The 18,994-nt window shown below is 64.9% G+C and carries 15 protein-coding genes and 2 rRNA genes; 14 read left to right on the plus strand and 3 right to left on the minus strand.

The features are described from left to right. Nucleotides 1–289: 289 nt before the first annotated feature. The 14 genes from H977_RS0118675 to xerD all read left to right on the plus strand — a co-directional run bounded on the left by H977_RS0118675 (nt 290) and on the right by xerD (nt 16,081). A 23S ribosomal RNA gene (locus tag H977_RS0118675) occupies nt 290–3,416 on the plus strand. A 158-nt stretch (nt 3,417–3,574) separates the two neighbouring features. Then, nucleotides 3,575–3,688: ribosomal RNA gene (rrf, locus tag H977_RS0118680) — 5S ribosomal RNA — on the plus strand. 191 nt (nt 3,689–3,879) lie between these two features. Then, on the plus strand, nt 3,880–4,731 hold the full coding sequence (locus H977_RS0118685; RefSeq protein WP_081681777.1) for a tetratricopeptide repeat protein: 852 nt from the start codon (nt 3,880–3,882) through the stop codon (nt 4,729–4,731). Nucleotide 4,732: 1 nt separating this feature from the next. Then, complete coding sequence (locus H977_RS0118690; RefSeq protein ID WP_029109285.1) at nt 4,733–5,749, plus strand: HAD-IIA family hydrolase; 1,017 nt, start codon at nt 4,733–4,735, stop codon at nt 5,747–5,749. A gap of 13 nt (nt 5,750–5,762) precedes the next feature. Further along, entirely contained in the window at nt 5,763–5,969 is a 207-nt protein-coding gene (locus H977_RS0118695; RefSeq protein WP_029109286.1) for a hypothetical protein, read from the plus strand. 6 nt (nt 5,970–5,975) lie between these two features. Continuing rightward, nucleotides 5,976–6,785 carry a TlyA family RNA methyltransferase gene (locus tag H977_RS0118700; protein WP_029109287.1) on the plus strand — a complete coding sequence of 270 codons (810 nt, stop codon included), beginning with the start codon at nt 5,976–5,978 and terminating at the stop codon, nt 6,783–6,785. Next, nucleotides 6,782–7,705 (plus strand): NAD kinase, encoded by a 924-nt coding sequence (locus H977_RS0118705; RefSeq protein WP_029109288.1) that lies wholly within the window; start codon nt 6,782–6,784, stop codon nt 7,703–7,705. The genes H977_RS0118700 and H977_RS0118705 overlap by 4 nt, the downstream gene beginning before the upstream one ends. A gap of 6 nt (nt 7,706–7,711) precedes the next feature. Beyond that, the gene (gene recN, locus H977_RS0118710; RefSeq protein WP_029109289.1) at nt 7,712–9,475 is read left to right on the plus strand and encodes a DNA repair protein RecN; all 1,764 of its coding nucleotides are present in this window, start codon (nt 7,712–7,714) and stop codon (nt 9,473–9,475) included. A 364-nt stretch (nt 9,476–9,839) separates the two neighbouring features. Beyond that, a complete protein-coding gene (locus H977_RS33475) occupies nt 9,840–10,337 on the plus strand; it encodes a DUF1942 domain-containing protein (protein ID WP_051288944.1) in 498 nt (165 codons plus the stop codon). A 132-nt stretch (nt 10,338–10,469) separates the two neighbouring features. Beyond that, nucleotides 10,470–11,654: a putative cytokinetic ring protein SteA gene (gene steA, locus H977_RS0118720; RefSeq protein WP_029109290.1), complete on the plus strand. Its 1,185-nt coding sequence runs from the start codon at nt 10,470–10,472 to the stop codon at nt 11,652–11,654. A gap of 15 nt (nt 11,655–11,669) precedes the next feature. Further along, nucleotides 11,670–12,611 (plus strand): copper transporter, encoded by a 942-nt coding sequence (locus tag H977_RS0118725; RefSeq protein WP_029109291.1) that lies wholly within the window; start codon nt 11,670–11,672, stop codon nt 12,609–12,611. A 137-nt stretch (nt 12,612–12,748) separates the two neighbouring features. Further along, nucleotides 12,749–14,515: a CTP synthase gene (gene pyrG / locus H977_RS0118730; protein WP_196808273.1), complete on the plus strand. Its 1,767-nt coding sequence runs from the start codon at nt 12,749–12,751 to the stop codon at nt 14,513–14,515. Further along, entirely contained in the window at nt 14,508–15,128 is a 621-nt protein-coding gene (locus tag H977_RS0118735) for an NUDIX domain-containing protein (protein WP_029109293.1), read from the plus strand. Before pyrG ends, H977_RS0118735 begins: the two co-directional genes overlap by 8 nt. Then, nucleotides 15,125–16,081, plus strand: a complete 957-nt coding sequence (gene xerD / locus H977_RS0118740; RefSeq protein WP_029109294.1) for a site-specific tyrosine recombinase XerD — start codon at nt 15,125–15,127, stop codon at nt 16,079–16,081. The genes H977_RS0118735 and xerD overlap by 4 nt, the downstream gene beginning before the upstream one ends. On the opposite strand, the gene H977_RS0118745 is transcribed toward xerD, so the two are convergent. Genes H977_RS0118745 through H977_RS33480 form a run of 3 tightly spaced genes read right to left on the minus strand, consistent with a single transcriptional unit; the run spans nt 16,078 to nt 18,985 of the window. Continuing rightward, nucleotides 16,078–16,830 carry an O-methyltransferase gene (locus H977_RS0118745; protein WP_029109295.1) on the minus strand — a complete coding sequence of 251 codons (753 nt, stop codon included), beginning with the start codon at nt 16,828–16,830 and terminating at the stop codon, nt 16,078–16,080. The two genes, xerD and H977_RS0118745, sit on opposite strands and share 4 nt — an antisense overlap. Nucleotides 16,831–16,883: 53 nt before the next feature. Next, nucleotides 16,884–17,636, minus strand: a complete 753-nt coding sequence (locus H977_RS0118750) for an O-methyltransferase (RefSeq protein WP_029109296.1) — start codon at nt 17,634–17,636, stop codon at nt 16,884–16,886. After that, nucleotides 17,633–18,985, minus strand: coding sequence for a cytochrome P450 (locus tag H977_RS33480; protein ID WP_196808274.1), 1,353 nt, complete (start codon nt 18,983–18,985; stop codon nt 17,633–17,635). The genes H977_RS0118750 and H977_RS33480 overlap by 4 nt, the downstream gene beginning before the upstream one ends. Between the last annotated feature and the right edge of the window lie 9 nt (nt 18,986–18,994).

Here is an 18,994-nt window from a genome sequence, read left to right on the forward strand (position 1 = left end):
GACAAACGTTTTGCCGGCGTCGGGAGATGCGTCGGTGATGAAACTGCTGAACACACTATTGGGCTTTGAGACAACAGGCCCGTGCCCTCTTTGGGGGGTGGCATTCCGTTGGGGGTGTCGGCGTGTTGTTGCCTCACACTTTGGTGGTGGGGTGTGGTGTTTGATTTGTGGATAGTGGTTGCGAGCATCTAGCACGCAAAATGTGTGGCGCCGGCCTTTGAGGTGGGTGCTGTCTTTTTGTGTGTATTGATGTGCAATTTCTTTTGAAACTCATTTTTTGGTTTTTGTGTTGTAAGTGTTTAAGGGCGCATGGTGGATGCCTTGGCACTGGGAGCCGATGAAGGACGTTGGAGGCTGCGATATGCCTCGGGGAGCTGCCAACCGAGCGTTGATCCGAGGATGTCCGAATGGGGAAACCCAGCACGAGTGATGTCGTGTTACCTGTATCTGAATACATAGGGTGCAGGGGGGAACGCGGGGAAGTGAAACATCTCAGTACCCGTAGGAAGAGAAAACAAAAGTGATTCCGTGAGTAGTGGCGAGCGAAAGCGGAGGATGGCTAAACCGTATGCATGTGATACCGGGTAGGGGTTGTGTGTGCGGGGTTGTGGGACCTGTTTTTCCAGTTCTACCTGGCTGGAGGGTAGTGAGAAAATGTCGTGGTTAACGGAAGTGGTTTGGGATGACCTGCCGTAGACGGTGAGAGCCCGGTACGTGAAAACCTGACATCTGCCTTGAACAGTGTTCCCGAGTAGCAGCGGGCCCGTGAAATCTGCTGTGAATCTGCCGGGACCACCCGGTAAGCCTGAATACTTCCCAGTGACCGATAGCGGATTAGTACCGTGAGGGAATGGTGAAAAGTACCCCGGGAGGGGAGTGAAATAGTACCTGAAACCGTGCGCTTACAATCCGTCAGAGCCTTCGACTTTGTCGTGGGGTGATGGCGTGCCTTTTGAAGAATGAGCCTGCGAGTCAGGGACATGTCGCGAGGTTAACCCGTGTGGGGTAGCCGCAGCGAAAGCGAGTCTGAATAGGGCGTATCCAATCCAGAGGGGTTGGTGTAGTGGTGTGTTCTGGACCCGAAGCGGAGTGATCTACCCATGGCCAGGGTGAAGCGCGGGTAAGACCGCGTGGAGGCCCGAACCCACTTAGGTTGAAGACTGAGGGGATGAGCTGTGGGTAGGGGTGAAAGGCCAATCAAACTCCGTGATAGCTGGTTCTCCCCGAAATGCATTTAGGTGCAGCGTCACATGTTTCTTGTTGGAGGTAGAGCTACTGGATGGCCGATGGGCCCCACAGGGTTACTGACGTCAGCCAAACTCCGAATGCCGACAAGTCCAAGAATGTGGCAGTGAGACGGCGGGGGATAAGCTCCGTGCGTCGAGAGGGAAACAGCCCAGATCGCCGGCTAAGGCCCCTAAGCGTGTACTAAGTGGAAAAGGATGTGCAGTCGCGAAGACAACCAGGAGGTTGGCTTAGAAGCAGCCACCCTTGAAAGAGTGCGTAATAGCTCACTGGTCAAGTGATTGTGCGCCGATAATGTAGCGGGGCTCAAGTACACCGCCGAAGCCGCGGCAGCCAAACTTGTTTGGCTGGGTAGGGGAGCGTCCTGCATCCGGTGAAGCAGCAGAGTGATCTAGCTGTGGAGGGTGTGGGAGTGAGAATGCAGGCATGAGTAGCGAATAGGCAAGTGAGAACCTTGCCCGCCGAAAGACCAAGGGTTCCTGGGCCAGGCCAGTCCTCCCAGGGTGAGTCGGGACCTAAGGCGAGGCCGACAGGCGTAGTCGATGGACAACGGGTTGATATTCCCGTACCCGTGTATGTGCGTCCATGATGAATCCATTGTGCTAACCATCCAAAACCGTCGTGACCGATCCCTTCGGGGTGAGGCGTTGACGGGGCTGCGTGGGACCCCGGTGGGTAGTAGTCAAGCGATGGGGTGACGCAGGAAGGTAGCCGTACCAGTCAGTGGTTGTACTGGGGTAAGCCGGTAGGGCGAAACGTAGGCAAATCCGCGTTTCATGTGCCTGAGAGGTGATGCATAGCCGTTTGAGGCGAATTCGGTGATCCTATGCTGCCAAGAAAAGCCTCTAGCGAGGACATACACGGCCCGTACCCCAAACCAACACAGGTGGTCAGGTAGAGAATACTAAGGCGTACGAGTGAACTATGGTTAAGGAACTCGGCAAAATGCCCCCGTAACTTCGGGAGAAGGGGGACCCCCATATCGTCAAGGCTTTTACGGCCGGCAGCGGGAGGGGGTGGCACAAACCAGTGAGAAGCGACTGTTTACTAAAAACACAGGTCCGTGCGAAGTCGCAAGACGATGTATACGGACTGACGCCTGCCCGGTGCTGGAAGGTTAAGAGGACCCGTTAACCCTTCGGGGTGAAGCGGAGAATTTAAGCCCCAGTAAACGGCGGTGGTAACTATAACCATCCTAAGGTAGCGAAATTCCTTGTCGGGTAAGTTCCGACCTGCACGAATGGCGTAACGACTTCTCAACTGTCTCAACCATAGACTCGGCGAAATTGCACTACGAGTAAAGATGCTCGTTACGCGCGGCAGGACGAAAAGACCCCGGGACCTTCACTACAACTTGGTATTGGTGCTCGATACGGTTTGTGTAGGATAGGTGGGAGACTGTGAAGCTCACACGCCAGTGTGGGTGGAGTCATTGTTGAAATACCACTCTGATCGTATTGGGCCTCTAACCTCGGACCGTATATCCGGTTCAGGGACAGTGCCTGGTGGGTAGTTTAACTGGGGCGGTTGCCTCCCAAAATGTAACGGAGGCGCCCAAAGGTTCCCTCAACCTGGACGGCAATCAGGTGTTGAGTGTAAGTGCACAAGGGAGCTTGACTGCGAGACATACATGTCGAGCAGGGACGAAAGTCGGGACTAGTGATCCGGCACCTCTGAGTGGAAGGGGTGTCGCTCAACGGATAAAAGGTACCCCGGGGATAACAGGCTGATCTTCCCCAAGAGTCCATATCGACGGGATGGTTTGGCACCTCGATGTCGGCTCGTCGCATCCTGGGGCTGGAGCAGGTCCCAAGGGTTGGGCTGTTCGCCCATTAAAGCGGCACGCGAGCTGGGTTTAGAACGTCGTGAGACAGTTCGGTCTCTATCCGCCGCGCGCGTCAGAAGCTTGAGGAAATCTGTCCCTAGTACGAGAGGACCGGGACGGACGAACCTCTGGTATACCAGTTGTTCCACCAGGAGCACCGCTGGATAGCCACGTTCGGACAGGATAACCGCTGAAAGCATCTAAGCGGGAAACCCCCTCCAAGACCAGGCTTCTCACCCTTTTAGAGGGATAAGGCCCCCCGCAGACCACGGGATTGATAGACCAGACCTGGAAGCCCAGCAATGGGTGCAGGGAACTGGCACTAACCGGCCGAAAACTTACAACAACCAACAAACACCAATGTTTGATGAGTTTCAGTAAGACGCACATCTGTCTCGCAACCACACCACAAAACACACCCACACTCACTTTGTGTGCGGACGTGCAACCCACGCCCCACCACCAAAACACAAAGATTCACACTCACAAACGAGTGAATAGAGTTACGGCGGTCCATAGCGGCAGGGAAACGCCCGGTCCCATCCCGAACCCGGAAGCTAAGCCTGCCAGCGCCGATGATACTACCCAGTCGGGTGGAAAAGTAGGACACCGCCGAACACAAATTAAGAATCGCCCCCCACGTTCTACGTGGGGGGCGATTCGCTTTTATTTTCAAATCCCGCCGTCGAAATTCGAGCGAAATTCGGACGGTATTCATGGTGATATTCGATGCACCGGCGCCGGCATGATTATGTCGGCGCAGGCCCGTGCCAGTATCCTTTGCGAGAAGGGCGGGTAGAAAGGCACACGTGGTCGGAGACAGACAGGGCGGCGCAGAGCGTCGTCCGCGGCGTGCATCGAACGACCGCACATCGAACAATTCAGGTCATCACCGCCCCCGCGATCAACGGGGCAGGGATCAGCACGCAGGTGCGCCCCGCCAGTCCGGCCCCGGCCGCGCCCGTCCGGTCCAGCCCGGCGATGACGCCGAGCCGAGAAATGACGGCCCAAAGCTGCCTTCCGATGTCGAAGCCAGAGAGCTGGCGCCTGATGTGCGCCGGGAGCTGGTGACACTGGACAAGGCCACCGCCGATTTCGTTGCCCGCCATCTCGTCATGGCCGGCAAGCTGCTGGATGAGGATCCCGACGCTGCTCTTGCCCACGCCCGCGCCGCCCGCAGCCGGGCAGGCCGGATCGCGGTGGTGCGTGAGGCGGTCGGTATCGCGGCCTACCACAACGGAGATTGGGCTCAAGCGCTCGCCGAGTTGCGCGCGGCCCGGCGTATGGGCAGCAAGTCGGCCCTACTGGCGATGATCGCCGATTGCGAGCGCGGTGTCGGTCGGCCCGAACGGGCCCTGGAACTGGCGCGCAGTGACGAGGCCGTCGCGCTCACCGGTGAAGACGCTGACGAGCTTCGGATCGTCACGGCTGGTGCGCGTTCCGACCTCGGGCAGTTCGAGCAGGCGTTGGCGATTCTGTCGTCCCCGCCGCTGGACCCGACCAAAGTGGGGCCGACTTCGGCCCGGCTGTTCTACGCATACGCCGACACCTTGTTGGCCCTCGAACGGGGTGACGAGGCCCTGCAGTGGTTCGTCCACGCCGAGCAGGCTGATATCGAGGGCATCACCGACGCGGAAGACCGGATCGCGGAGCTTTCCTGACGTGACCACGCTTGCACGGCAACATGATTGCCTGCTGCTCGATCTCGATGGCACGGTGTTCCGTGGCCACGAGCCCACTGCCGGTGCGATAGAGAGCCTGGCCGGTCTCGATGCCCGGCTGCTGTATGTCACCAACAACGCGTCGCGTGCCCCAGAGCAGGTTGCCGGGCATCTGCGGGAGCTCGGCTTCGTCGCTTCGGCCGACGATGTGGTGACCAGCGCGCAGAGCGCCGCACATCTGCTTGCCGGCCGATTGGCCACGGGTTCGGCGGTTCTGGTCGTGGGAACGGATGCGCTCGCCGGCGAGGTGAGCAACGCCGGACTGAAGCCGGTCCGGATGTTCGACGAGGGACCCGTCGCAGTGGTGCAGGGGCATTCGCCGAGCACCGCGTGGCCGGATCTGGCCGAGGCAGCGCTGGCCATCCGCGCCGGAGCGTTGTGGGTGGCGGCGAACGTGGACCTGACCCTTCCTTCGGAACGTGGACTGCTTCCGGGCAACGGCTCGATGGTGGCCGCACTGCGCGCGGCGACAGGGCAGGAGCCACTGGTCGCGGGCAAGCCCCAACCGACTCTGATGCACGACGCGTTGAGCCGCGGAACGTTCACGACCCCGCTCGTGGTGGGCGATCGGCTCGACACCGACATCGCCGGCGCCGTCGCGGCCGGACTGCCGAGCCTGATGGTCCTCACCGGCGTCAGCACCGCGAGCGAGGCGGTGCACGCCGTTCCCGCCGAGCGTCCCGGATATCTCGCGCCGGACCTGCGGGGCCTGCATGCCGATCCCGAGTCGCTGCGCATCGGGCCCCATCCGGCCTGGCGGATCGACGTCGACACCACCACAGTCACGGTGCACGCCACCGGGCAGGATCCCGCCGACGAGCTGTCGGTGGTACGGGCGACGGCGCACGCGATATGGACGGCCGAGGCGAACCACCGGCCATTCACGGTGGAGGCCGGAGACGACACGGCGCGACAGGCGCTGCAACGTTGGTCGTTGCTGTCGGCACCGATCGACTAGCGTGAGTGGCGCTATGACTATCGATCCCGACCAGTTGCGTGCTGAGGTCGCCCAAGTGCTGGCAGGCGTGCCGGATCCGGCGGGTGATCCGTCCGCACTCGAAGGCATGGACATCGACGTGGTGGCTGCGCGGCTCGAGCAAGCCCACGATCTGCTGGTGCAAGCCCTTGAATCCGTCGACAGGGGGCAGCCGAGCGGACCGCAGGCGACCGGAAGGTGAGCGCCGGTGGCGCGGCGCGCCCGCGTTGATGCCGAGCTGGTGCGACGTGGTCTGGCCAGGTCTCGCCAGCAGGCAGCCGAGCTGATCGAAGCCGGCCGGGTGCGGATCGATGGCATGCCGGCGGCAAAACCGGCCACGGCCGTCGCGCCGGATACCAACATCACCGTGATCGCCTCCGAGGAACGCAGCTGGGTATCGCGGGGCGCGCACAAGCTGATCGGTGCGCTCGACGCGTTCGACGTGACTGTGGAGGGCCGGCGCTGTCTGGACGCCGGAGCTTCGACCGGGGGCTTCACCGAGGTCCTGCTCGACCGTGGGGCCGCCGAGGTCGTGGCCGCGGACGTCGGATACGGCCAACTGGCCTGGCCATTGCGTTCCGATGAACGCGTACAGGTGCTGGAACGCACCAATGTGCGCGAGTTGACCCCCGAGGCGATCGGCGGACCGGTACAACTGATCGTGGCTGACCTGTCGTTCATCTCGCTGGCCACCGTCCTTCCCGCGCTGACCGCCTGTGCGGCTGCCGACGCGGATATCGTTCCGATGGTGAAACCGCAGTTCGAGGTCGGCAAGGATCGCGTGGGCGCGGGCGGTGTGGTGTCCGATCCCGAGTTGCGCATCGACGCGGTGTGCACGGTCGCCCGCAAGGCGGCCACATTGCAGTGGCATGCTGTCGATGTGACGGCCAGCCCGCTCCCGGGACCATCCGGCAATGTCGAGTACTTCCTGCACCTGCGTGCTCACAGCGACCGCCCACTGGACGGCGAGTCGCTCGAACTGGCAGTGCGGCGGGCGGTCGAGGAGGGCCCGCAATGACGGCTGAACGCACGATACTTCTGGTCGTACACACCGGCCGGGACGAGGCGACCGAAGTTGCCCGCCGGGTGGAAAAGGTGCTCGGCGACAACGGCATTGGTCTGAAGGTGCTCTCGGCGGAGGCTGTGGACCGCGGCCCGCTGCATCTGGCGCCCGACGACATGCGTGCCCTCGGCGTCGACATCGAGGTGGTGGACGCGGACGAGCGTGCGGCCGAAGGCTGCGAAATGGTGCTGGTACTCGGCGGGGACGGCACGTTCCTGCGCGCCGCCGAGCTCGCTCGCAATGTCGAGATCCCGGTGCTCGGAGTCAATCTGGGTCGCATCGGATTCCTGGCGGAAGCCGAGGCCGAGGCCATCGATCACGTTCTCGAACGTGTCATCGAGCGTGATTACCGCATCGAGGAACGGATGACCCTCGACATCGTGGTGCGGGTGGGAGCCGATGTGGTGAACCGCGGCTGGGCACTCAATGAGGCCAGCCTGGAGAAGGGGCCCCGGCTAGGGGTGCTCGGCGTGGTGCTGGAGGTCGACGGCCGCCCGGTGTCGTCTTTCGGCTGCGACGGGGTGCTGGTGTCGACGCCGACGGGTTCCACCGCTTACGCGTTCTCGGCAGGCGGCCCGGTGCTGTGGCCGGACCTGGAGGCGATCCTGGTGGTGCCCAACAATGCTCACGCGCTGTTCGCCAGGCCGATGGTGACCAGCCCTGTGGCCAGTATCGCCATCGAGATCGAAGCCAGTGGCAACGATGCCTTGGTCTTCTGCGACGGGCGTCGCGAGATGGTGGTGCCGGCCGGTGGCCGGCTCGAGGTGACCCGCTGCGGTACGCCGCTGAAGTGGGTGCGGTTGGACTCCGCGCCGTTCACCGATCGGTTGGTCCGCAAGTTCAGGTTGCCGGTCACCGGATGGCGAGGACAGTAGATACCTGTGCTGTCAGAGATCCGTATCGAGTCGTTGGGCGCGATCAGCGCCGCCACCGCGGAGTTCGACCGCGGCTTGACGGTGCTGACGGGTGAGACCGGCACCGGTAAGACCATGGTGGTGACGAGCCTGCACCTGCTGGGCGGAGCGCGGGCGGACGCGACCCGGGTGCGGTCGGGTTCCGACCGCGCCGTGGTGGAAGGTCGCTTCAGCACAATCGAACTCGGTGAGGACGTGTCCGCGCGGGTCGAGGAGATCCTGGATACCTCCGGTGCCGAGCGCGACGACGATGGCAGCGTGATCGCGGCCCGCTCGGTCAGTCGGGCCGGGCCGTCGCGGGCGTACCTCGGCGGGCGCAGCGTGCCGGCGAGATCCCTGAGCAACTTCACCGCCCAGGTGCTGACGTTGCACGGCCAGAACGACCAGTTGCGGTTGATGCGCCCCGACGAGCAGCGCGCGGCGCTGGACCGGTTCGCCGAGGTGGACAAGCCGCTGATCCGCTACCGGCGCATCCGCGACGAGTGGCTGACGGCGCGTCGTGATCTGGCCGACCGACGTCGGCGAGCCCGGGAACTGGCCCAGGAGGCCGACCGGCTGAGCTTCGGAATCCACGAGATCGACGCGGTCGCACCGCAACCCGGTGAGGACGAGGCGATCGTCGCCGATATCCGCCGGCTCTCGGAACTCGATGCGCTACGCGAAGCCGCCCATACCGCCCGCTTCGCGTTGGCCGGCGAGCTCGACGAGGCCACGCCGGAGTCCGCCTCGGCGGCCGACGGCGTGGGTCGCGCGCAGGCGGCACTCGAGTCCACCGACGATTCCGCACTGCAGTCACTGGCCGTCAGGTTGGCCGAGGCGATGGCGGTGATCGGCGACGTGTCCGGCGAACTCGGTGACTATCTGTCCGAATTGCCCAGTGATGCCAGCACTTTGGAAACCAAACTGGCGCGGCAGGCCGAGCTGCGCACGCTCACCCGCAAGTACGCCGCCGATATCGACGGGGTATTGGAGTGGTCTCGCGAAGCTGCCGAGCGATTGGCGCAGCTCGATGTGTCCGAGGAGAGCCTGGCCGCCATGGATCGCAAGGTTGCTGAGCTCGAGGCACAACTGATCGCGGCGGCAGGCGAACTCACCAAGGCCCGCACCAAGGCCGCCAAGGGACTGGCCAAGGCGGTGACAGCGGAACTGACCGGGCTGGCCATGGCCAACGCCGTGTTCACCATCGGGGTCGCTCCGATGACGGCGCGGGCCGACGATTCTGCACCGGTGACCATGCCCGACGGCGAGACCCTCCACGCCGGTCACGACGGCGTCGACGCGGTCGAGTTCGGGTTCACCGCACACCGAGGCGCCGATGTGCTGCCACTGGCCAAGAGTGCCTCCGGTGGTGAGCTGTCCCGCGTCATGCTCGCTCTCGAGGTGGTGCTGTCGGCATCGACGGCAGGCACCACGATGGTGTTCGACGAAGTCGACGCCGGTGTCGGCGGCCGGGCCGCGGTACAGATCGGCCGCCGTCTGGCCCGGCTGGCGCGCACCCACCAGGTCATCGTGGTGACCCACCTGCCGCAAGTCGCGGCCTTCGCTGACGCGCACCTCGTGGTCGACAGCGGCAACGGCCGGGCCAAGTCCAGCGGTGTGCGCCGCATCGAGGATGAGGACCGGATCGCCGAGTTGGCCCGGATGCTGGCCGGGCTGGGGGAGTCCGACAGCGGCCGGGCCCACGCGCGGGAGCTCTTGGAAGCCGCTCAACAGGAGCGCAGCGCACCCTGACGGTGCTCGATGAACAGCCCAGGTTTGGAAAGGTTCCGTCGCCGGGCAGAACTGCCGTATGACTCACGTGGTCGATACCCCGGATTTGCAGGTGGCCTACGAGGTCAGCGGGCCTGACACCGGCCGGCCGTTGGTCGCTGTTTCGGGCATTTTCCTCCGCGGAGACACCCGAGAAAGGTAGCTGAGGCGATTGTCGCCGGGCGTCCTTCGTCGCCAACAGGGCTCGATGTTTGAACTGACAGATAGTGGCAATCAACGCTTATGTCGCCTAAGTGGCCAGACGACGCGGAGCGACAACCGGCATACCTGAGGGTTTGCCCGTCGCCGCCGGAACCGAAGCGATGCCACGGGATATGGGTGTGCCATGAAAACCAAGCGAATCTCTGGAAGAACCGCCGGTGTGGTGGCTGTCGGTGTCGCACTGGTGATGACCGGCGGCGCCTATTCGTCGGCCGCGCCGAACACCACGGCATTCGGCGCCGAGCAGCGCATCGCTGACGCGAACGGTTCCGTCGGCGGGTACACGGTCACGGATGTGCGACCCGGTGGCAGCAAGGCGATGAATGTGCCACTGACGGGTGAAGTGAGGCTCTCTGGCGAATTGTGGTTCGCCCCGGCGACGGTGTCGGCAGTGAAGGGGGAGGTCGTTCCGGCGATGAAGTTCTTCAACGCCCGCGCGGATGGCGGCCAGAACTATCCGGTGCTGGTTCAGGCTCTCGCGCCGGACCTCGACGTCTCTCCACTGAGCCAGGATCAACTCTCCGCCGGCAACCTCTATTTCGATGTCACCGGGCCCGCGCCGACGTCGATCGTGTACAACGACGGAGGGCAGGATCGGGCGATCTGGACCGCTTCCCGCTAACCGTCGGCGGCCCCGGCGAGCAGCGGAATCGAGACCGGATTGGTGTTACTGATGTGACTAAAGCCAACTTGTGGGGCTGGTGTTACGGCGCGCCTCCGCCGCCTCACAGGCGATCCCCGACAGAATCGGCGCATGAAGATGTCCACGTTGCTCACCCGCAATGCCAACACGCGTCCGGGAGTGACCGGCACTGCTCGAGTGGACCGCGATATCGACCGGCTTCTGCGGCGCGTCGGCCCCGGTGACATCGTCGTCCTCGACGCCCAGGATCTGGACCGGATCACCGCCGACGCGCTGGTGGAAGCGAATATTGCCGGTGTCGTCAACGCCTCGCCGTCGATCTCCGGCCGGTATCCGAATCTGGGCCCCGAGGTGCTCGTGGCCAACGGTGTCGTACTGATCGACGAGGCCGGACCCGATGTCTTCAAGAAGATCAAGGACGGGGCGCGGATCCGCCTGAACAACGGCGGCGTGTACTCGGGTGACCGCCGCATCGCCGTGGGCACCGAGCGCAACGATCAAGAGATCCACGAGTTGATGCACGACGCCAAGAGCGGTCTGGTCGCGCACCTCGAAGCCTTCGCCGGCAACACCATCGAGTTCATCCGCAGCGAGAGCCCACTGCTCATCGACGGAATCGGAATCCCGAACGTCGACGTGGACCTGCACCGCAGGCACGTGGTCATCGTGGCCGAGGAACCCGACGCCGCCGAGGACCTCAAGGCGCTCAAACCGTTCATCAAGGAGTACCAGCCCGTGCTGGTCGGCGTCGGAGCCGGAGCGGATGTGCTGCGCAAGGCCGGTTACCGGCCCGCGCTCATCGTCGGCGACCCGGACAAGATGAGCGTCGAGGTGCTGCGGAGCGGGGCCCAGGTCGTGCTGCCTGCCGATGCCGACGGGCACGCCGCGGGCCTGGAACGCATCCAGGATCTCGGGGTCGGTGCGATGACATTCCCGGCGGCCGGATCGGCCGCGGACCTGGCACTGCTGCTGTGCGACCACCACGGGGCGTCGCTGATCGTCACAGCCGGTCACACGGCCTCCATCGAGGAGTTCTTCGACCGCTCGCGCCAGCGCAGCAACCCGTCCACGTTCCTGACCCGGTTGAAGGTGGGGGAGAAGCTCGTCGACGCCAAAGCCGTGGCGACGCTGTACCGCAGCCGGGTGTCCGGCGGGGCGATCGCGCTGCTGGTCCTCGCGATGCTGGTGGCCGTGGTCGTCGCGCTGTGGGTGTCGCGCGCCGACGGTGCCGTTTTGGACTGGGTCGCCGACTACTGGAACCGCTTCACGCTCTGGATACAGGGTCTCGTCAGCTGATTGGGTCGGTGAGCTGTGATCACGCTACGCGCACACGCGATTTCGTTGGCATCGGTGTTCCTGGCGCTGGCCATCGGGGTGGCCCTGGGTTCGGGACTGCTGTCGAACACCGTGCTGTCGGGCCTTCGCGATGACAAGAAGGAACTGCAGCACCAGATCGACACCCTCACCGACGGCAAGAACGCGTTGAACGAAAGGCTCAATGCCGCAGGCGAATTCGATGCCCAGATGGCGCCGCGGATGCTGCACGACGCGCTGAAGGACAAGTCGGTGGTGGTATTCCGCACGCCGGACGCCGTCGACGGTGACGTGGACGCGGTGTCGCGATTCATCCGCGATGCGGGTGGCGCGGTGACCGGGAAGATCTCGCTCACGAGCGAGTTCGTCGAGGCGAATTCCGCCGACAAGCTGCTGTCGGTGGTCAACTCGCCGATCGTGCCGGCGGGCAGGCAACTGAGCACGGCGGCGGTGGACCAGGGGTCCCAGGCCGGCGATCTGTTGGGTATCAGCCTGTTGATCGACAAGAACCCGGCCGCGTCACCCGTGGATGACATGCAGCGCCAGACCGTGCTCACGGCCCTTCGGGACACCGGGTTCCTCACGTATGACGATCCGCACATCGGGGCGGCCAACACGGCGCTGATCGTGACCGGAGGCGGGCTCGGCGAGGACGGCGGCAACCGCGGCGCGACCATGGCCAGGTTCGCCGCCGGGCTGGCCCCTCATGGCGCCGGTACCGTGCTCGCGGGGCGCTCCGGTTCGGCTTCTGGAACTGGCCCGGTGGCGGTGACCAGGTCAGATGCCGGTCTGACCGCTGTGGTGAGCACCGTGGACGACGCCGATTCCAGCGCCGGTCAGATCACTGCCGTCCTGGCGCTGAGCGATCTCGTCGGCGGGGGCAAGCCCGGCAAATACGGCACCGGGCAGGGTGCGGCATCGGTGACCGTCCCGCAGTAGGGCCCCGAACCGCCCGCTGGTCGGGCGCGTGCCGACGGCGCGTCAGCGACGGCTTGTCGTCGTCGGTGTTAAGGTGAACTTCCGTGGGTCGGCAGGCCACAGCCCGTTTATTGATTCCCTGCCAGTCGTCACGGAGGATGCTTTTGCCCGCCTTACGCAAGCACCCGCACACCGCCACCAAACACCTCTTCGTCACCGGTGGTGTGGTGTCTTCATTGGGTAAGGGGCTGACCGCCTCAAGCCTCGGTCAGCTGCTCACCGCGCGGGGGCTGCAGGTGACGATGCAGAAACTCGATCCTTACCTGAACGTCGATCCGGGCACCATGAACCCGTTCCAGCACGGTGAGGTGTTCGTTACGGAGGACGGCGCGGAGACCGACCTCGACGTCGGCCACTATGAGCGGTTTCTGGACCGCGATCTGTCGCAGTCGGCCAACGTGACCACCGGTCAGGTCTACTCGTCGGTGATCGCGAAGGAACGCCGCGGCGAGTATCTGGGTGACACCGTGCAGGTGATTCCGCACATCACCGACGAGATCAAGAGCCGCATCCTGGCGATGGCCGAGCCCGACGCAGCCGGCCGCCGCCCCGACATCGTGATCACCGAAATCGGCGGCACGGTCGGCGATATCGAATCGCTGCCGTTCCTCGAGGCTGCCCGCCAGGTACGCCACGAGGTCGGCCGGGAGAACTGCTTCTTCCTGCATGTGTCGCTGGTGCCCTACCTGGCTCCTTCCGGCGAGCTCAAGACCAAGCCGACCCAGCACTCGGTGGCCGCACTGCGCAGCATCGGTATCACCCCCGACGCGCTGATCCTGCGGTGTGACCGTGATGTTCCCGAGCCGCTCAAGAACAAGATCGCGCTGATGTGCGACGTCGACGTCGACGGCGTCATCTCCACCCCGGACGCACCGTCCATCTACGACATCCCCAAGGTGCTGCACCGCGAGGAGCTCGACGCGTACGTGGTGCGCCGGTTGAACCTGCCGTTCCGCGACGTGGACTGGTCGGAGTGGGACGATCTGCTGCGCCGGGTGCACGAGCCTCAGGAAACCGTCCGAATCGCGTTGGTGGGCAAGTACATCGACCTGTCGGATGCCTATCTGTCGGTGGCCGAGGCGCTGCGCGCCGGTGGGTTCAAACACCGCGCCAAGGTGGAGATCCGGTGGGTCGCCTCCGATGACTGCGAGACCGACGCCGGTGCGGTGGCGGCGTTGTCCGACGTCGACGGGGTGTTGATCCCCGGCGGCTTCGGTATCCGGGGCATCGAGGGCAAGCTCGGAGCCATCTCCTTCGCCCGCAAGCGTCGGCTGCCGGTCCTCGGGCTCTGTCTGGGACTGCAGTGCATCGTGATCGAGGCGGCCCGGTCGGTCGGTATCTCCGACGCCAACTCCGCCGAGTTCGATCCGTTGACACCCGATCCCGTGATCTCCACGATGGCCGATCAGAAGGACGCCGTCGCCGGCGAGGCGGACCTGGGCGGGACCATGCGACTGGGTGCCTATCCGGCTGTGCTGGAAGCGGGATCGATTGTGGCACAGGCATATCAGGGCACCGAGGTGTCCGAACGGCATCGGCACCGCTTCGAGGTCAACAATGCCTACCGGGACCGGATCGCCGAGAGTGGACTGCGGTTCAGCGGCACCTCGCCCGACGGTCACCTCGTCGAGTTCGTCGAATACGACGCGAAGCTGCACCCATTCCTGGTCGGCACCCAGGCTCACCCCGAACTGAAGAGCCGCCCGACGCGGCCTCATCCGCTGTTCGCGGCGTTCATCGGTGCGGCGCTGGATTACAAGGCCGAGGAGCGGTTGCCCGGCATGGACCTTCCCGAACACTTCGCCGAGGAGGCCGAGGACGGGCAGATCCCGGTGGACGAAGCCGAAGCCCCTTCTCTTGGCTGAACACGAGTTCGAGACGCTGGCGAGTGAAACCGTCTATGTCGGAAACATTTTCGCGTTGCGCGCGGACGAGGTCAGCATGCCCGACGGTGGTTCGGCCCGGCGCGAGGTCGTAGAGCACTACGGTGCGGTGGCCGTGGTGGCCCTCGACGAGGACGGCAACGTGGTGCTGGTGTACCAGTACCGCCACCCGCTGGGCCGTCGACTCTGGGAACTGCCCGCGGGCCTACTCGACCTCGGGGGGGAACGACCCGAGGTGACCGCGGCTCGCGAACTCGCCGAAGAGGTCGGCCTGGCCGCCGCGCACTGGCAGGTTCTGGTCGATCTCGACTCGACACCGGGGTTCTCCGACGAAAGCGTGCGGATCTTCTTGGCCACCGGGCTCACCGAGGTCGGACGGCCCGAGGCCGAGCACGAGGAAGCCGACATGGCGGTTGAGCGGATACCACTGAAGGAAGCCGTGCGGCGGGTGTTCTCCGGCGACATCGTGAACGGCATTGCGGTGGCCGGCATTCTGGCCGCGCATGCGATGCCCGGCGCCGAGGTCCTGCGGCCCGTCGAGGCGGAGTGGACCGACCAGCCGACAGCGTTCAGGCGGCGCAAAGGCCTGTCATGACAGTTCCGGCCCCGCTCCGATCGGCTCTGGACGACCAACTCCAGGGCTACCTCGATCATCTGACGATCGAGCGGGGCGTGGCGGCCAACACCTTGAGTTCGTACCGGCGCGACCTGCGTCGCTACGCCGAACATCTGAGACAGCGCGGAATCGACGATCTGGCCAAGGTGGCCGAGACCGATGTCAGCGACTTCCTGATCGCGCTGCGCCGCGGTGACCCCGACGCGGGCGTGGTTGCGCTGTCGGCGGTTTCGGCGGCCAGGGCGGTGGTCGCGGTCCGCGGCCTGCACCGGTTCGCCACGGCCGAGGGCATGACCGATCTCGATGTGGCCCGTGGCGTGAAACCCCCTACACCCAGCCGGCGGCTCCCCAAGAGCCTCACCCTCGACGAAGTCCTTGCGTTACTCGAAGCCGCGGGCGGGGACAGCGAGGCCGACGGTCCGCTGACGCTGCGTAATCGTGCGCTGCTGGAATTGCTGTACTCGACCGGGGCGCGAATCTCTGAGGCCGTGGGTCTCGACGTCGACGACATCGACACCCACGCGCGCTCGGTGCTGCTCCGCGGCAAGGGCGGCAAGCAACGGCTCGTGCCCATCGGCCGTCCGGCCGTCAGCGCACTCGACGCCTACCTGGTCCGGGGGCGTCCGGATCTGGCCCGTCGGGGCCGCGGCAACCCCGGCATCTTCCTCAACGCCCGTGGCGGACGGCTGTCGCGGCAGAGCGCCTGGCAGGTGCTGCAGGACGCGGCCGAGCGCGCCGGCATCACCTCGGCGGTGTCGCCGCACACGCTGCGGCACTCGTTCGCGACGCACCTGCTCGACGGCGGCGCCGACGTCCGCGTCGTCCAGGAACTGCTGGGCCACGCCTCGGTGACCACTACGCAGATCTACACCATGGTCACCGTGCACACGTTGCGGGAGGTCTGGGCCGGGGCGCACCCAAGGGCGCGTTAGCCGCCCAGGTACTCCGACTCCAGCACCAGGTCCGGCAGGAGGGTCTGGTACTCGGCGTGCGTCTTGTGATGTTTCGTATCCCAGAGCGAGCCCTGATGCTCCCGCATGTAGGCGAGGTACTTCGGCGCTCCCGGCAACTTCACGTTGTCGGCGACCACAATCGAGCCCGGATGCAGCCAGCCGCGATCCAGCAGGCTCTGCAGGTCCGGCAGGTAGGCGTTCTTGTCGTGATCGAGGAACACGAAATCCAGCCCGCCAACGTCGAACCCGGCCGCCGCGAGCGCGTCCAGCGTGTGTCCGCCGTCGCCGATGGTCCCGACCACGCACGAGATGCGGTCGGCCACCCCCGCGTGGGCCCAGATGCGCCGGGCGATCTCGGCGTTGGTGGGGGAGAACTCGACCGAGAACACCCGGGCGACGGGCGCGGCACGGGCGATTCGCATCGCCCCGTAGCCACAGTAGGTACCCAGTTCCAGGGCGAGTCGCGGGCTGGACCGGGTGACCGCGGCGTCGAGCAGCGCGCCCTTCTCGTCGCCGACGTTGATCAGAAATGACTTCTCGTAGGCGAACTTGTCGATGGTGGCGATGGCATCGTCGAGGTCGCCCGCGCGGGCGTTGGCCACCACATAATCGGCGGCCGCGGCCTCCCGGCCATCGCCCCATTGACCGGTGCGGGTGAAGTGCCTGGCGCCGATTCCCATCCGGATGAACGACCACCGCAACAGCGGTAGCCGCTGTTTGAGACTCATGACGACAGCCTAGGACGGGCGACGCCCGCGGGTCAGGGTTCCGTCGGTGTGTGTCAGCCGAGGAGTTCGGACTCCAGCACCAAATCGGGAAAGACCGAACCGTACTCGCCATGCGTCTTGTGCTCGACGGTCCGCCATCTCGCACCCTGCTGCTCGCGCATGTAGGCGCGGTACTTGGGAGCGCCGGGAATCTTCACGTTGTCGGCCACCACGATCGTGCCGCGGTGTAGCCAACCACGGTCAAGGATGCTCTGGAGATCGGACAGATAGGCGTTCTTGTCATGGTCGAGGAAGACGAGATCGACTGAGCCGGAGCCGAACCCGTGTTCATCCGCCAGCGTCTCGAGAGTGCGGCCACCATCGCCGATGGTCCCGACCACGCAGGTAACCCTGTCATCGACGCCCGCGTGTTCCCAGATGCGTCGGGCGTTCTCGGCGTTGTCGGGCGACAGCTCGATCGAGTACACCCGGGCGGCCGGCGCCGCCCTGGCGATCCGAAGTGCCCCGTAGCCGCAGTAGGTTCCGAGTTCGAGCGCCAGCGCGGGCGCCGCGCGGCGTACCGCGGCATCGAGCAGCTCGCCCTTCTCGTCGCCGACGTTGATCAGGAACGACTCGGTATAGGCGTATCGGTCGATGGCGGCCAGAACGTCGTCGATGTCGCCCTGGCGAGCGTTCGCGAGCACGTACCGCACCGCGGCGGCTTCTCGTCCGTCGCCGATCTGTCCGGTTCTCGTGATGTTTCGACTGCCCAACGCCAGTCGCCAGAAGGACCATCGCAGCAGTGGCACGCGTTGCTTCAAACTCATGATTCCCAGCCTCGTTTCGTATCGGGTGGTGGCGGTAGCTTGCGGACGACGTGCAACCTGATGGGTCGGTTCGGTACCGCGGCGACGCCGCGGGGAATCGACCGTGGCTGTTTGCGGATTCGATCGCAGTCCGGCCGCTTCAGTTCGACCCGGCTGAGTAATGTGCCCAGAACGATCGACAGCTCCAGTGAAGCGAAAGCTGCTCCAGGACAACGTCGGTGCCCGTAGCCGAACGGCGAGTACTCAGCAGGAGGTGGCTTGCGTTCCAGGAATCGGTTGGGATCGAACCGGCGCGGATCCGGCCAGACGGCCGGATCGGCATGCAGCGCCGGCAGTGACACGCCGATGACGTCGCCCGCAGCCCTCGGGATCTGCCAGGCCTGAATGGCCGACTTCAGCTGGCGCACCACGATCGACACCGTCGGATGCATCCGAAGCGTCTCCGCGATGACGGCGCCGAGATAGGGCAGTTTGGGCATGTCCTCGGGAGCTGGATTGCCCGCCAGCTCGGCGAGTAGCCTGCCGCGGACGACGTCGTCATCGTGGATGTGGAACAGGGCCCACGCCACCGTAGTCGCCGATGTCTCGTGTCCGGATACCAACAGCGTCCGGAGCTGCTGCAGCACCTCGTCATCGCTGCGATTGCCGGCCTGGTCATCGGACAGCAGGACGCTGAGGACGTCGTCGTAGCCGGCGGTGCCGGTCCGTCGTCGTATGGCGATCTGCTCGGACAGTAGACCGTCGAGCTCCGCGCGTCGCTGTGAGAAGCGTCGCCAAGGACCGAGGCCGAACGGGGCGCGGCGCAGCGCGGGGAAGAACATGAACGGCGCGACGTAGTTGCGCATCATCGACTTGACGGTGTGGACGAATTGGTCGGTGCGCACGTGGTCCTCGATGCCGAAGACGGTCCGGATGATGATGCGCAGGGTTATCGACTGCGCCGCGTCCCGGGCGTCGATCGGTGTGCCCGGCCCCCAGGACTCGATCTCTTCCTCGGCCGCCTGCGCCATCGCACCGGCATAACGGCGAATGCGTTCACCGTGCAGCGCGGGCAGAAACCGGGCCCGTTCCCGCTTGTGGGGCATTCCGTCGAGCAGGATTATCGATCCTTCGCCGACCACCGGCTCGATCGGATTGGGCATCGGCGGAGTCAGTACCGATGACGGAATGGTGAGGAATTCGCGGACGTGTTCGGAGCGGGCGGCGAAGAGCACCTCGCCGAGGCCCGGTATGGCCATGCCGAAGGGGCATCCGCGACGAGACCGCCTGCGGAAGTAGGCTTCAGCGTCGTACCAGGCGGCGACGGCGTGGGCGAACCGCATTCGCGGGGTGATCCCGGACTTTGCCATGTGACTCCT

It is taken from the genome of Mycobacterium sp. URHD0025 (assembly GCF_000426065.1).
Taxonomy (GTDB): Bacteria; Actinomycetota; Actinomycetes; order Mycobacteriales; family Mycobacteriaceae; genus Mycobacterium.

Bases quoted from the DNA above. Each gene is read 5' to 3' on its own strand.
- H977_RS0118695 (WP_029109286.1), top strand. From the start codon at position 5,763: ATGACTATCGATCCCGACCAGTTGCGTGCTGAGGTCGCCCAAGTGCTG.
- H977_RS0118705 (WP_029109288.1), top strand. From the start codon at position 6,782: ATGACGGCTGAACGCACGATACTTCTGGTCGTACACACCGGCCGGGAC.
- H977_RS33475 (WP_051288944.1), top strand. From the start codon at position 9,840: ATGAAAACCAAGCGAATCTCTGGAAGAACCGCCGGTGTGGTGGCTGTC.
- steA (WP_029109290.1), top strand. From the start codon at position 10,470: ATGAAGATGTCCACGTTGCTCACCCGCAATGCCAACACGCGTCCGGGA.
- pyrG (WP_196808273.1), top strand. From the start codon at position 12,749: ATGCTTTTGCCCGCCTTACGCAAGCACCCGCACACCGCCACCAAACAC.
- xerD (WP_029109294.1), top strand. From the start codon at position 15,125: ATGACAGTTCCGGCCCCGCTCCGATCGGCTCTGGACGACCAACTCCAG.
- H977_RS0118745 (WP_029109295.1), bottom strand. From the start codon at position 16,830: ATGAGTCTCAAACAGCGGCTACCGCTGTTGCGGTGGTCGTTCATCCGG.
- H977_RS0118750 (WP_029109296.1), bottom strand. From the start codon at position 17,636: ATGAGTTTGAAGCAACGCGTGCCACTGCTGCGATGGTCCTTCTGGCGA.
- H977_RS33480 (WP_196808274.1), bottom strand. From the start codon at position 18,985: ATGGCAAAGTCCGGGATCACCCCGCGAATGCGGTTCGCCCACGCCGTC.